At 33.9% G+C, this 14,838-nt stretch carries 18 protein-coding genes; 16 read left to right on the top strand and 2 right to left on the bottom strand.

What is annotated here, in order from left to right; genetic code table 11:
- Positions 1–302: 302 nt before the first annotated feature.
- The 15 genes from V6669_RS09380 to V6669_RS09450 all read left to right on the top strand — a co-directional run bounded on the left by V6669_RS09380 (position 303) and on the right by V6669_RS09450 (position 10,097).
- Entirely contained in the window at positions 303–890 is a 588-nt protein-coding gene (locus V6669_RS09380; RefSeq protein ID WP_338593177.1) for a hypothetical protein, read from the top strand.
- 171 nt (positions 891–1,061) lie between these two features.
- Positions 1,062–2,570 (top strand): hypothetical protein, encoded by a 1,509-nt coding sequence (locus V6669_RS09385; RefSeq protein WP_338593179.1) that lies wholly within the window; start codon positions 1,062–1,064, stop codon positions 2,568–2,570.
- Between the two features lie 377 nt (positions 2,571–2,947).
- Positions 2,948–3,784, top strand: coding sequence for a hypothetical protein (locus V6669_RS09390; protein ID WP_338593182.1), 837 nt, complete (start codon positions 2,948–2,950; stop codon positions 3,782–3,784).
- Positions 3,785–3,876: 92 nt separating this feature from the next.
- Complete coding sequence (locus V6669_RS09395; RefSeq protein WP_338593185.1) at positions 3,877–4,062, top strand: hypothetical protein; 186 nt, start codon at positions 3,877–3,879, stop codon at positions 4,060–4,062.
- A gap of 110 nt (positions 4,063–4,172) precedes the next feature.
- Positions 4,173–4,733 carry a hypothetical protein gene (locus tag V6669_RS09400; RefSeq protein ID WP_338593187.1) on the top strand — a complete coding sequence of 187 codons (561 nt, stop codon included), beginning with the start codon at positions 4,173–4,175 and terminating at the stop codon, positions 4,731–4,733.
- 28 nt (positions 4,734–4,761) lie between these two features.
- Positions 4,762–4,938, top strand: a complete 177-nt coding sequence (locus V6669_RS09405) for a hypothetical protein (RefSeq protein ID WP_338593190.1) — start codon at positions 4,762–4,764, stop codon at positions 4,936–4,938.
- A gap of 33 nt (positions 4,939–4,971) precedes the next feature.
- On the top strand, positions 4,972–5,622 hold the full coding sequence (locus V6669_RS09410) for a hypothetical protein (protein ID WP_338593193.1): 651 nt from the start codon (positions 4,972–4,974) through the stop codon (positions 5,620–5,622).
- A gap of 50 nt (positions 5,623–5,672) precedes the next feature.
- Complete coding sequence (locus V6669_RS09415) at positions 5,673–6,350, top strand: hypothetical protein (protein WP_338593195.1); 678 nt, start codon at positions 5,673–5,675, stop codon at positions 6,348–6,350.
- Between the two features lie 168 nt (positions 6,351–6,518).
- Positions 6,519–6,683: a hypothetical protein gene (locus V6669_RS09420; protein WP_338593198.1), complete on the top strand. Its 165-nt coding sequence runs from the start codon at positions 6,519–6,521 to the stop codon at positions 6,681–6,683.
- 76 nt (positions 6,684–6,759) lie between these two features.
- Positions 6,760–7,518 (top strand): Cthe_2314 family HEPN domain-containing protein, encoded by a 759-nt coding sequence (locus V6669_RS09425; RefSeq protein ID WP_338593200.1) that lies wholly within the window; start codon positions 6,760–6,762, stop codon positions 7,516–7,518.
- 45 nt (positions 7,519–7,563) lie between these two features.
- The gene (locus tag V6669_RS09430; protein ID WP_338593203.1) at positions 7,564–8,028 is read left to right on the top strand and encodes a hypothetical protein; all 465 of its coding nucleotides are present in this window, start codon (positions 7,564–7,566) and stop codon (positions 8,026–8,028) included.
- 40 nt (positions 8,029–8,068) lie between these two features.
- Positions 8,069–8,374, top strand: coding sequence for a hypothetical protein (locus tag V6669_RS09435; RefSeq protein ID WP_338593206.1), 306 nt, complete (start codon positions 8,069–8,071; stop codon positions 8,372–8,374).
- A 60-nt stretch (positions 8,375–8,434) separates the two neighbouring features.
- Complete coding sequence (locus V6669_RS09440; RefSeq protein WP_338593209.1) at positions 8,435–8,797, top strand: cyclic-phosphate processing receiver domain-containing protein; 363 nt, start codon at positions 8,435–8,437, stop codon at positions 8,795–8,797.
- A gap of 26 nt (positions 8,798–8,823) precedes the next feature.
- Positions 8,824–9,444, top strand: coding sequence for a hypothetical protein (locus V6669_RS09445; RefSeq protein ID WP_338593212.1), 621 nt, complete (start codon positions 8,824–8,826; stop codon positions 9,442–9,444).
- Positions 9,445–9,506: 62 nt separating this feature from the next.
- Positions 9,507–10,097 carry a hypothetical protein gene (locus V6669_RS09450; protein ID WP_338593214.1) on the top strand — a complete coding sequence of 197 codons (591 nt, stop codon included), beginning with the start codon at positions 9,507–9,509 and terminating at the stop codon, positions 10,095–10,097.
- A gap of 166 nt (positions 10,098–10,263) precedes the next feature.
- Here V6669_RS09450 and V6669_RS09455 read toward each other — a convergent pair whose 3' ends face one another.
- Complete coding sequence (locus V6669_RS09455) at positions 10,264–10,449, bottom strand: hypothetical protein (protein ID WP_338593216.1); 186 nt, start codon at positions 10,447–10,449, stop codon at positions 10,264–10,266.
- Between the two features lie 982 nt (positions 10,450–11,431).
- Here V6669_RS09455 and V6669_RS09460 point away from each other — a divergent pair.
- Entirely contained in the window at positions 11,432–12,286 is an 855-nt protein-coding gene (locus V6669_RS09460) for a tyrosine-type recombinase/integrase (RefSeq protein ID WP_338593218.1), read from the top strand.
- A 412-nt stretch (positions 12,287–12,698) separates the two neighbouring features.
- On the opposite strand, the gene V6669_RS09465 is transcribed toward V6669_RS09460, so the two are convergent.
- On the bottom strand, positions 12,699–14,687 hold the full coding sequence (locus V6669_RS09465) for a recombinase family protein (RefSeq protein WP_338594888.1): 1,989 nt from the start codon (positions 14,685–14,687) through the stop codon (positions 12,699–12,701).
- Positions 14,688–14,838 lie beyond the last annotated feature (151 nt).

Consider the following 14,838-nt stretch of genomic DNA (forward strand, 5'->3'; position numbering starts at 1 on the left):
TAAGTTTTGTTTTATAAATCTAGGTGGCTTTACACCTGTTGTTGTATAATTGTGGTAGCAAAGTGAGTTCGTTAAAGTGAGGTCTGGTTGATGTGCACGTTGTTTATATAAGTTAAGTGGGCATTGCCCTATGAAGGTTTCAGTCTATAAGAAGAAATCACTTACCTCAAGATAACTAATTCTGACTCTTCTGAATTCTTAGGTCAACCCATACATCAACTTTAAAAAAATGATTATTAATATGAAAGGGTTTGAACTGTACTTTGACATTAAACAATACAAAGAAAAGGAAGTCACTCGGAGTGAAATTGTTACTTCTTGTAGTAATAATTTTGATTATACTATTACCGCATACGTCTTATTTCCGTGAACAGTATATATTCTATAGCGTATCAACTAGCTATTTAGAGAAAAGGGAGTACGTGGAAGCATATTATTTTTTGGATTTGGTGACGACTCCCATTTTCTATAAGAAGGAACAGTACAAGAAACAAGCTATTTCTGGTCAAATAAGAAAATCAAACGAATACTATGAAAAAGGTGATCTTGATAAAGCATTACGATTATTAATGGCTATACCTGAAGAAGCATACGTTTATATTGATCAAGATATTCAGAAAAGAATTACTATACTAAATGAGGAAAATAATAAACTTAAACTAGATGAAGTGGAAAATGATAAAGCTGTATATGGGAAAAGCTCTCCATTTGTAGGAATGCCAGAGAGGTACATAAGTTACACGATTTTGGGAGAGGCATCGCTAATTGATTCACACAGATACAGCTTGAACAATGCAGGAAGGGCAGAAAAGCACGTAGTGAATACTTATAGTTTCAAGGATGGATCTAAAGTGGTTGTGAAAGATGGTAGAGTTGATAAAATTTATTAGTATGAAACTGATCATTCGTAAGTACGAGGGTACAAGAGAAGCAAAAGCGGAGCGATGCTAACTGGATGACCAAACTTAACCATTTGTTGCATGTCAAAATGTAGATGTTGCTGCTGCTGAATGGTTCCATAATTCATTAATATATATGTTACATATAGACGGAGGCATGTTTTGAAAATAACTAACCCATATTCTAAGAACAGGTTTTCTCGAATAGATAAGTTCCAACGTTACCTAACAGGAAAACTTTCTCTCCTCAAGCTCAAAGAAAGAAATAATCATGATTTTCTTTCGAGTATTTATTGGGGAACAAGGGAGACGGGAATCAGTTCTGATAGTGTTTCAATTCCTGATGATACTCAAGTTGAACTTCTGACTGTTACAGTAGCTGAATTAATTTCAGTAGAAGAGTTGGCAGATATGAAAGATGGTATGAAGAAATTAATATCACTATATCGTCCCTCACCATTCTATTTTAATGATCCCAATCAAATTGATGAATTTTACAATAAAGTAACAACGGATATTCATGGGAGACGTTGGAGTCTGCTTGGTAATATTAAATTCAAAGAAAATACAGATATAGGCGATTACATTGAGCATGTTCAAATTCAAGCCTCACAAGTCTCTTCTTCAATCATTGTTCTCATATTCCAAATACATCCATCAAAGCTATATTTATCCGAATTCGATAATGTTATAAAAAAGAATGTTCAGGAAGAAAGAATATTAAGACCAAAGTTAAAAGGGCTATTCAAATTTTGGGGTAGTACAACTGAGTTCCCCGAAACAGTAAAAAATAGAATTGTGGAAGATCATATTTTAGAGCTGAAATGGAAGTTTTTTTCTGAAATCAGCAAATATCTACCTACTTTTTTTCATGAGAATGAACTTGTTTCACCAAGTGTATTACTGTATAAAATAAAACAAGAAGATCGATCTGAAGATAGCTCAAATCTATTTTGGGATTCAATCGGATTACCCCAAAGTGTTTTAAGTTATAAAAATTATGTTCACGATCAATGGAATCTAATAGCAGAACTAGACAGAAGTTTGGACGACTCCATTAAAATAACTTGCAATTCTGAAAATAATCCGGAATCTGAATTTTCTTCAATCGAATCTCAAATCATTTATGAAGGAGACTATTTTATTAGAGAAGTGTTACCCGTACTTGCTATACGAAAATACACTCTCTTTATAAGTGAGCAAATCGCTAATTTTAGAATTAGCACTTTCAAATCAATATCCAATAAGAAAGTTAACTATAAGAATATAATTTATCTGAGATCGACAATTGAACGAAAAGGTTACATGTTAAACAGAATTAAAGATGAGTTTAATCCAGATAGTTTGAAAAGGAGATTAATAAGATCTTCATTTGAATGGACACCAACAAATACTGAAATCATTAGTACTCCTTTTCATGAATTTATAGTCAATAATACACTGTATCTTATTAATGAAACCTTCAAGCATTCCGAATCATTAGTAAAGACACTAGATAGCACAGTGGAAATATTGACTCTCCAAACTAACTTCTCAATACAGCGTAAAACAGTGATGCTAACAATTGTCACCATTATACTTGCAATTGTTGCCATTTATTTAACCTATTATCAAATATCCGAAAATACTCCTAATGACTTATTGAATTTAATTAAAGAACAATTAATTTAGTTTGGTTGAAAAAATAGAATAGTAGAGCGTACACTAAAAGCATCCATTGGGGTGCTTTTCTTATGTAGACATTAAGTATAGCTAACATTGAAATCTCAAGGATAGAATGAGTAGTAGTCAAGTTGACCACCACTGAACACTTCTGCTCCGCTATATCTGTTGCCCAAACCACGAATCGACTGTAATTATGACGGTGAAAATGTGTATCGTATGACTTGTCTATGTGGATGAGTCTATTCCTATTTGTATAGTTTTCTTCAAACATAGTAGATGGTAACTTGTTGTTGTATAATTGTGGTAGTTATGTAGATGTAGTATGCACAGTTTTACCATTATTTATCTAGGTGAAATAATACTTTTATAAGGAGAATACTCAAATGAGTCGGTTGCAAAAAATGGATGTGCCCCTTGATCAAATTAGAGGGCTTGTGTTGGAAGTTTTTAAGAATGAATCACAAAGCCAGTATGTCAGAGTGTGTAATGATGTAGCACAACTTGCAGTGAGTAAAGAAATAGTACTTGATAGAGAAACCAGTAACGGCGGTTATTTTGGAAGGGAATATGTTTTAGATGGAGATGACCAGGATCGTGTTAGAGAAATAATATGGAATCTGATAGTTGAAGGAATATTGATGATTGGAATTAATGCAAACAATTCTGAATGGCCATTCCTTAAACTTACTGACTATGGAAATTCCGTTGTAAATTCAGAGATGCCTATGCCGCATGACCCATCAGGGTACTTAAATAGCATAAAACAAGATATCCCTGAGATTGACGACTTAATTATTACATATATGACTGAATGCCTAAAGGCTTATCGAATAAATCTTTTGTTGTCCTCGACAATTATGCTTGGTTGTGCATCTGAAAAGGCTCTGCTTTTACTTATTGATTCATTTATCAATTCATTTGAAGATGATGTGAAACGTAAGCAAATTCATGATAAATTCGCAAATAAGATGATTAAGAGACAATTCGATGAATTGACCAGAAGTCTCACGACAATTCAATCGGGTATCCCGAAAGATATCAGTGATGGTTTAAGTAATGTATTGCTTGGAGTTTTTGAAATGATCAGAAACTATCGTAATGATGCTGGTCATCCGACAGGAGTAACCATCTCGAAGGAACAAGTTTATGCCAACATTCAGGTGTTTATTCCGTATCTTAAGAAGATATATCAATTAATAAATTACTTTAAAACGCTATAAAAAAATCTTTTATCAGAATATTGTAATTTTTTTTTAGAGACAATGGATTTTTTAATGATTTTTCTATCTGACTATTGAGAGGAAGTAAAATAATGAAAATTACACTAACATTCAGCGAACTTTCAAAACTTGGAGTATGGATTAAATACTGTGATATGACAGATAAGGATTTTGAACTAGTACGTGATAATCTTTCACACACAGACCAAGAATTCGTCTTGACAAAGGAACAGTTAGATTTACTTGGTCTTCATGTTTCCGTCACAAGATCTGAATAAATTAATAAACATATGGAAAATTGATCATTGTTCTTGATGATCTAATGGCTGGAATTAGATGAGGTAATATCAGTTGAAATGAGTCTTTCATAATAATTAAGGAGGTACTTATGATAAACTTCACGTCACAAATTTTAAATGTAACCACTAACTCAACGGATCAAGGCTTAACTTTATATGTAACACTGATAGGTACTGTATTAGGCTCTTCTGTTATAGCTGCAATCATATCTAATGTGGCATCAAAACAAACTAATGACAAAAACCAATCATTAAAATACATAACTGAAGAGAGAGGAAAGTGGAGGGATTTCGTTAAAAAAAGTGTAGCGAAAATTTGTTCTAATAAATATAAAGAGGGTGAAACAAAAGAACAAGTAATTACTGAGCTCTTGTTGAGTTTAAACCCTTCAGAATCCCAAGAAAACAGACTCGATAGAGAAATCATTAAGTTACTGGAAGGTATTAGAGTTCAAAAATCAGAGCCCGAAGATGACCAAAAAATTATGTTAAGAATCTGTTTCAGCTACTTGTTGAAGCATGATTGGGAGCGTTCTAAAAATGAAACAAAAAGGAGAGGAGATAAAAAGGAAATTGAAGAGAAAATCAATCAATTAAAAGAAGAATACACAGAATATTTGGACAAAATAAATAAAAAAGAACCAATGTAATGAATCTTTCATAAGGAGTGTATATTCAATGGAACTCACAGCAAGCCAAATCAATGTAATTGAGATATTAACTGAGTCAGAGGGTCTTGATTTTGACATTGCCAGAAAGATTGCTATTGAAACAAATGGAGACCTTTCTAAAGCACGGATTGTAGCCTCAGATTACAAACTGCACGAGAGCCACAAGAGTAAAGGTGAAATGTGAGCTTCATATACCTATGAATGAGGAATGTAATTAATGAAGAATTTTGTGAGTGTAGTTATTAAAGCTCTTTTATCAATTACAGAACAGAATGTAAGTGGAATAGAAAAAGTGCAAAATAGATATAAGCTTGGACGTTTCTTAGGAACAAACATATTTCTTTTGTCGGCTCTCTTGATTATTTTTGGTACAACACTAATACACTATAAGTATTTACATGAATATTTTAAGTTTTCACTTGCAGTACCATTGATTTCAGGTGTGATATATACATTCGTTTTAGAGCGCACGAATTCAATGAAAAGTAAGACCGCTGCATTATTTGTAATTAATCTGTCCCTCGGTGTTGCTTTCTCTTTGGCACTAACCGAGGCTGTTACTAAGAATCTAAACAGAATTTTTGAACCTCAAATGTTACTATCAATTATTGGTATTTTTTTGTTGCTTTTATGGATGCTTTTTTTACTTCTTAAAACTTCTAAAAATCTTGGAATTGTTGCTATAGATCAATTTCATCGCACGCGATATGTGGTTTGCATACTACTCGTCAACAACACTTCAATTGAAGGGGAGATTTTGACAATTACAAATAAGGGCGATTTCATTTTAAGAATAGTTAGTAAAAAAAGCGAAATCTTTATTAAAAGTAGTAGCATTGCAACCATAAAAATTGTAAACGAAATATGATTTTCTTGAAGTGAAAAGAAGATTTAATTGGACGGAGGAGAACAAAAAAAATGATTCTTAATTTAAATGCGCAAAAAGTTAAAGCTATTCATTCTATGATTGAATTGGTTGAAGAGTTAAAAGTGTTTCCGGAATTAAAAATGATCGACTATCCAAATTACATAGAACAATGCAATCAACTTAAAATTGTATTGTTGAGATTGCTTGAGTCAAAGGAAGAAATAACCATCACTATTAATGCTGGCGAATTGTATGTTAGAGAACATGTTTTGCCTAACGGTGAGACATATGAATTTGCGTGGAGCATTCCACTTTTGAAGAAAATGATAAAGAATAATGAGAACAAAGTAATAAGGAAAAAATTTAAGATTGGGGAAGTTAGACAGTTTGTAGATTCTAATGGATTAGAAATAGATAGATTTGATCACGCTCTTCGAAATTCAAATCCAATATATGTTGTCGATTATGCTCCATCAAACTTATCTTTAATGGTTGATGGGAACCATAGAGTAGCTTCAAGATATAGAACATTCAACGATGAAGAAATGCTTATACCTGGGATATATTTCCCAGCAGAAGTTCATATAAAATCAATGGCAAGCAATCATCAAAAAATAGTTTTCAGAGTCTTATCTAATACAAATCGAATTTACACTTATTTGAAGACGTTATCAGAAGGTATGAAGACAAAGAAGCCAAAACTGTTTAACATGGAGTCGTTTCTTTAGGGAGAAAGTACAACACAAGTGGGTTTTCAAAATTAGATAAAACTTACATTTGATGAGAAAGTGAGGTTAGAGAATTGAAATATTATTCGATGCCTGAAAATGTTAAATACAGTTGTGGTTAATCTATATGCTAGTCAGGATGACGCGGAAGAATACATAAACAGGAACGTGAGAGTTAATTCTGATGAGAAGCTGGATAAAGAGGAACTGGCACAACGAGCAGCAAATGTAGTGCATGGATTAATTGAGTCTCGTGCAAAGTTTCAGAGTTATGATCAAGTTCAGGTTGTGGGAATTACTTTTGCAAATGCATACGACAGTGAGTTGAAATGAAATTTCGAATAGGGAAAAGTAAATTATAGATTACTGTTATAGATGTCTATAAGTTTTAGAAAGGAGGATCAACTAAGTGGATGATACGTTTCTTCACATTAACTATCCTACGATAGAGCAGCTTCAAAAGATAGTTAATGAGAGTAGACCTTTACAATTCCTTAGTGAAGATGCGCTTAACATCACAGGTGAAGTATCGAAAGAGTGGATGATTAACCAAGAGATATCGGTATGGAAAGAGACATTCACTATAAGATTAGTTGAAGTTCAGAGGAGTCTAGCTTATTTAGTTCACTTCAAATCTCTAGGAATAAACGATTCAACATGGCTTCACAAAGAAAAGGGCAAAGTGACATATTTTCCTGATTTCGATGAGAAAAATTATCTTCATAAAGATTTCTTTAATTTTTATGTTGATGTGTTTTTTAGTAAAGGTTTCTCAAGCTTAGAGATACTTGCCCACATTTTGTTTAAAAGTTTTGATATTAGAACCAAAAAAAATATTTCTTTTTATGAGGCAAAGAAGGGGCTGATGGATAAAGACCCTTTGCTACATGAAAGGTTGACAGAGGTAACAGATTCAGAGGAAATTAAGAAAGGAAAGAGGTTTAGAGATAATATTATTCATAACTTTCCAGGTACACAAATATCTTCCCCCTTTTTGACAAACATCAACAAGATTACACTCATAAATGATGAGAAATACGAAATAAAACATTCTTTTGGAGCTGATAATCTTGAGTACACAACCTCTGATGATGTGGTGACAATCTGTAAAGGGTATTGGTCCTGCTTGATGGACATAGTGTGTATTATTAACAAACACTACGAGTAAATGATTAGATTATTGAGAAATAACTATTTCATGAGGTGATTGCGAATGGTTTGGAAATTGAAATATGGGAAGGTAGGATTTCTAGACGAAGAGGAATACTCATTAGTTCGATCAAGTTTAGCATCGCATTTAACAGTAAATGTGGCTTCGAATAATGAAGTATGTACTTATACTGATATAGCTCGTTACCTTAAACTACAATTTGATCTCAATGAAGATCCTATATCAAAATCACTAGCGGGTCTTCTCGGAGACATTTCTGTTGATGAAAACAAACAAGGACACCCTATGCTATCTGTTATTGTGGTTAACCAAGAAACTAAAATACCAGGCGATGGATTTTTTAAATTAGCTAAAGATTTAGGGCTCTACGAAGGTTTACTAAATAATATAGAGCAAAAAGATGCGTTTTATATATCGGAGCTAAAAAAAGTTCATAGTTTTTGGGAAAGAGAATATGATCCAGAATGGTCTGAATATCTTCGTTTAAAAAAGAAGTTTGAAGGTTGAGCAAATGGCTATTTTAATGATATGAGAAGGAGTGTATATATTGGAGTACGCTGTACATTATATTTCACCAGATGATTCGACAAAGATATTCCATGAAAAATTACCAGATGATTTAAAGAGCAGGTATAGAAACATGAGCTATATCTACAAGGTGATATATGAAGTTTATACAGGGGAAGAAGAGAGTTTGGAAAAGTCAATTTCATTGACGAGTGAGAAGGAGCTGAACATCGATGAGTTATCAGACAGGGTTGCGATTATATATGACAATGAAAGTGAGTTTAATGATTATCGTCTATATCAACTTGTTGCTATTTATGTGAAAGCTGCATATAGAAATTATTAGCATTTATATGTTTACGTGAGTCCAGTAAAAGATGTGTTTCACAGGGAAGGATGTGCGACCATGACAGATAAGATCAACCTATACGTTGACGACCTCAGAGACTATCCAGAAGGCTTCGTGGTCGCTCGTACATATTATGAAGCCATTCATATACTTGAGACTAGAAAGGTGGCTATTCTTACATTAGACCACGATCTGGGTGAGGATGTAGATGGTGTAGAGTTGCCCAATGGATATGACTTGGTTAAGTATTTTTGTGAGCATGGATTAAGAGCTGATAAGATATACATACACACCGATAACCCAGTGGGAAGACAGAACATGTATGAGACTTTGTTAGCAACTCAGCGGAGAGGGTTCATTGCGGAGGATATAGAGATATACCATTATCCGATAACGGTGAATAGGTATTCTGGTAAGTAGCATTTTTAAATAACGGGGGTACTCAAATGAAATATGGTCTATTGGAGAATGGAATCGATTCTCTAAAGCAAGCTTATACATGTATTGAAAAACTTGAAGCGGGACTACATGAGGGCGTTGAACATAACTTGAAAGACGCAATCCTCTCATTGAATCATGCAATTGAGATATTATTTAAAATGATCCTTAAAAACGAAAAGGAGTACTTAATTTTTAGCGACATTGGAAAATACATGGCAGCTAAAAACCAGATGATCAAGCAAGGCAAACAAAATGTATTTGAGGTCGGACACGATTTAAAGACTGTTTCGTTAACAGAGGGTGTTAAACGGTTGGAACTACTCTGTGATTTAACTATTCCAGATATACTTAAGGGAGCCATTGATGATTTTAATAAAACGAGAAACAAACTTATGCACTTTGAATTAGAATTGTCTGAAGATGAGGTTAATTTAACTATTAGAAATCTCAAAGGGTTCTACGAGGAGGCTGTTAGCTTCTTAGGACAACATGTAGAAAATATCGAGGAGTTGCTAGATAAAGCCAGATTTGAATACTCTGATGAGGACTATCAAGACGAAATGTATGATCACTATGAGGAAATGATGTATGAAGAGTACAGAGAGATGATGTTGGAACGTGAATAGTCTGATGAAATGCAAGATTGATTAAAGGCATGATTCATATGAGATGATAGGGAGTGAATACAGTGAATTACGCTAACGCAGTTGAGTTTGTACCTTTTAATAAAATTCAATCACAAAACAAATTACTTCCATACATACAAAAGTATTATGAAGGTGAGAATCTAGGCGAACTGTATATTGCACTCATAAAAGATAAATTTGGAGACGAGGTTGTTGTTTCTGTACAATTACATAAGTTTATAATGGATTTAGATACTAGCGTTAATCTTAAACTTTTTTTTGATGAGATAACCCCTTCTACAGCTGCCTTGGCTTATAAATGGTCTGAAGAAATGATGGTATTACATGATATTAACTCACTGAAAAGAAGAAGATGGCATGGTTCAATTTTATTAAGGCAGGCTCTGGTATTGTGCCGCTTAATGAATGAGTACACCCTTAAGAGAAATCAAAAGTTTATTGAAGAATATAAAGATAATTTGGAGATTTTAAATTATGTTAATAATAATATTACTAACTATGTAAGACCACTAATACAAACTTTAGAGGGAGAGGTTGCTCCCGATCCTACTATACCGATGGATGGATTGCGATCCTTTTATACGTACAATAATGGTCTGAAAGATGACAGAGTAAGTTTCGAAGTTTATTAGTACACAACTAATATGATCTGTAATCAAGCAGAGCTAATCAATTTAGATATCCATGAAAAGGGCACTCAGACGAATTAATCTGGACGCCTTTTTGTGAGTCAACTTTTATTCGGGTTGAGGTACATCAAGACAGAGTTAACCCCTTTATGAGATTTTAGACAAATAACTATAAACTTCCTTTTACAAAGAAATTTTTCAAAGCTTGATGAGCTATTTCATGCTCTTCTGGATCACCTGAAATTTTGAGTGTAATCTTAAAACCTCGGCTGTTCTTCTCAGTATACAATAGTTTAGATCCATCTTCGAACTCAGTGTATTCGAAAACGTCACCTGCAAAAATAACTTTTTCCATTAGTATAATATCCTCCTATGTTTCCTATTGTTATTCTTTAATATATTCAATTTGTTTGAAAATTATACTAGTACTCTATAACACTCAAAATCAAATAAGGAGGTTTTCTGATTTGCTTGTATTGTGATGTATTCATCTAAATAGAAGTTATCAGCGTTTTTAATTCTTATTCGGAATAAATGTGAAATAATCCATAAATAAGTCATCATTTTAGATAATCCTGTTACTATACGATTGATATTTTAAAATACGCTGAAATCCCTTGTCCTACCTACATTTTTTGATATTTCAATCGTAAACTTACAAAATTTTCTAATACGTTAAAATCGTTGCTACGACTAGCTTTTTAGTTGTTGTTGATCATTCTACGATTGCGCTTACGATATAGGATAAATTGACCTGACAAAGAAGCTAAAACGTTGATTTAACTGCATAAATGGATAGTTGTTGTATCGTACACGATTGGAATCACGATCCATGTGATTATAATTTGTTGATTCTGTCATATGAACAATTTGGTATGACATTGCACCGCTTGGTATTAGGAAAGCTATTTGAAATGTTTTCTCTTCCTTAATCAATTGATCGTGATGGATTGTTTCTTAAACAGAACACACTGTCCCAAACAGTGGTGAACTATCGTGAATATCCAGACAGTTAAAAGTAACCATCCTAAATGACCGGTTAGTGACTTCGGAAATTACGATGTTGTTCCAGTACCATATTGTTACACTACTACAAGTGGACAATAAGGAATCGAACTTCGATTTCCGAACTGTAACCTCAAATTGAAGTTAGCAGCCATTAATCCTCAAATATATCATTGTCGCAGTCCGGAATAGACATTAATTTATTTTGCAGCATAATATTAATTATGTTGCATTTCGTGATGTATAAGGGTAGAATAAGAGTATGTAATGCAACATAATTTAGTGGTTATACGCCTTTACATAATGCAACATAACTGATAGGGAGTGAGCTAATGATTCAATTGTTTGAGCAGCAGCTAATAACCGATGAACTAAGTACCAACACAATTAAAAGCTACATACTAAATGTTAGAGGATATATTAAATGGTTTGAGGAAAGTAAGGGAGTCGAGTTTAAGAAAGTACATAGAGAGAATGTTAAAGATTACATAAGCTACTTGAAAACGATTAAGAAGAACAGTCCAACATCGATCAACGCTAAGATAAGTGCATTGATTAAGTTTAATGATTATCTCATTGAAACGAATGTCCAAACTGAACAGGTGATAAGCAAGAAGGATATGTTAAAGCTACAGAAACAATATGCTTCATTGGCTACGGTTGGGCTTGCTGATATAGAGAAATTCAGACAACTGGTATTAGAGAGTGAATCTAAGCGTAACTATGCTATCGTTTCATTACTGGCCTATTGTGGTCTACGTATTAGTGAATGCTTAAACATTGGGATGAATGAATTCAATCTAACATCCAGGGAATTGATTGTGTCAGAGGGTAAAGGGAAGAAACAGCGGAATGTGAATATAGGGAGCAAAGCAAGAACAGCGTTGCAAAGCTGGATCAAGGAAAGAGAAGAGAAGGGTATCAAAGGAGAATACTTGTTTGTCAGTAACCGTGGAAGCAAACTAGATAGAACAGTAATCAATAAACTGTTTAAGCATTATTCAGGTATCATAGGCAAAGATATCACGCCACACGATTTGCGTCACTTCTTCTGTTCCCATGCATTAGAGAATGATATGTCAGTGCATGAGGTAGCCAATCAAGCCGGGCACAGTAACATACATACTACGTTGCTGTACACTAACCCAACAAGAGAGAAGATGCTTGCTAAGATGGATAGACTATAAAAGTAATGATTAGCCTAGATATTCTTGCTAGGCTTTTTGTTGTTTTGGAATTGATTCTTTTCCTGAATGAGCTTAGTTGGAGTTTAGAGCATATAATAACATTATACATAGGGGGTACATTTACACCCAGAAACTAATAATATCTGGAAAATAATCCGCTAGCACTTGTCAATTGATCACTAAGTTATTGCATTGACCATACATAGATATATGGGGGGTATTTTAAATTTGAAATAGTGTCCATTTTACAGAATAGTAGCCTAGCACTTCCACTGCGACACGAGAGTTGAATTTTAACGAGTGAAATTCTATTGGATAAAACCGACACTATAATGCCATCCCATCTACACAAAATAGCCCTCCATAGAGGAGGGGGAATACACTATTCATTCCAGAGGACACAGAGGGGAGGTCATTTTTTTAACTTGTGAATGTTTTCTTGGAGCACCTGTCTACAATATGGTGGACTTAATTCATAATCTTTATAAATCTTTGTAAGGGACAACCCTTCAACATAGTGTAGATTATAAATCCTCTCAAAGTCACGAGCTCGTCTTTTCATGCCTCTTTCTTTAGTTGTAAGCAAGATGGCTCCCTTAGCTTTAAACATTTGCTTAATTGTCCACCAATCTGTTTCGGTTGATTCAGCTATCTGTTCGAAACTAAGCAACTTTTCGTTGTACATTTTCACCATCTGAGGGTAAAGGTGCTCAATCTCGCTCCATTTAGCAGGAGGGGATTCAACTACCCACTTAAGCTTATTTAAGTTGACTGAATCAGAGACATAGGGATCATTTCTAACTAATTTACTTTCAGCGGTGAATTTATATAGTATCTCGATGCGTTTATCGTCATGTAAGACTACTTTATCGACAAGGACGCCCACTATTTTTCTCATGTCTATCATTTGTAATTCGTAATTAATAATATTTTGATATTTTTCAAGCAATGTTAGTCTAAGTGGCATACTAGTATTTTGTCCACTGTTCAGATCTAGGTTTTTGTTCAAAACGGATAGTTCTTTTTTCAATTCAGTAAGTTCTTTCTCAATTGGTTGAAGCTTCTTCAAAAGTTCCTCTTTTGTGATAATTAAGTCACCACAAAGATCGATATACCTATTTCTGGACATTTCCTTTTCAGCAATATCTTTGATAATAATGTTTATATTTAGTATAATCTCATCTAATCTACTTCTATCTGATAATCGTTCAGATAATTCTGGAATCATTGGTTCGGGATTACCTATGATTTTCAATACCTCATTCCAGACTATCGAGTCCACTATGTCAACTCGCCAATTCGATCCCTTGCATGTGGTGTTGGATAATCCAGTTTCAACACTATATGATTTTTTGGTCTTTCTTGTACATGTGTAGTATTTTAATATGCCATTCTGAGTTTTGGTTACTACTCCTGAAGATACAGCAGCTCCACATCTCCCGCATCGTACAATACTTCTTAATAAATAATCCTCCGATGGTCTCCCACTATTCTTTACGTTTCCATCTAGAGCTTTTTGCAATCTCTCAAATGTAACCTCATCTATATATTGTGGAATATCAATTTTAGACCATTCATTTCGCAGTTTTGGTATTTGTATTCTTTTTCCGTTAGTTCGAACAATTTCTGTCTTACCATAAAAGAAAGTTCCCATGTAGGATTCATTTCTAAGTATCCTGCTAATTGTAACCTGATACCATTTATCTCCTTTAGGGGCAGCATATCTTTTCTTAGAAAAGTGACGTGCTATTTCTGAACAAGTGGCTCCTTCAAGAATCATCTCTACCATGATTAGGTATCTCTCTTTTTCTAATTCATTCTCTACTAGAGTGTTCAATTCCTTATCATAGGTGTATCCATATATTCTATTCATCCCCGGAATCTTATTGTTTGCTACCATTGTTTTTCTACCGCGCTTTGTATTCGCCAGAATCTTAGCCTTATTATATTGAGCAATAGAGCCTTGGATATTGTAGTTCAGCATCGACTCTGCATTTCCTTTTTGAAGATCAAACTCCACAAAATGTAGATCGCAACCTAACTCCCAAATCCTATGTGTGATTTGCTGTTGTAAATGCAAGTGTCTACTCAATCTATCTGGATGCAGGAAGATAACTTTTGTCCCCAATCCCTTTTCAAGTAGAAACAGTATATAATTCAGCATTGGACGATTAGGATTGTCCCCAGATTCGGCTTCTTCTCTTAATACAATAATTTCATCTTTGTTGATATCAAACTTAGTCTTTGCTTCGCTAATACAGATTTCAATCTGCGATTCTAACGAGTAATTGTCTATTTGGATATCAGATGATACACGAGTATAAACAATAGCCCTGATCTTACCGATCAAGGCTGAGATTTCTTCCCTGGTTAGTTTTTCATGATCTTTGAGTACTCTCATCAAAAAATCAATCCTCCGAATTTCGACTGTTTTCTATTTGGTTCTCACTGGAATAACTCAGTAGAACATGCTCCATCCAATTGAGGATTTGCGTCTCTATAATTTCTTCTGGAACTGCTAGGTTTTCGTCTGGATAACGTGAAATAATCTT

It is taken from the genome of Paenibacillus sp. Y5S-9, assembly GCF_036894235.1.
GTDB lineage: Bacteria > Bacillota > Bacilli > Paenibacillales > Paenibacillaceae > Paenibacillus.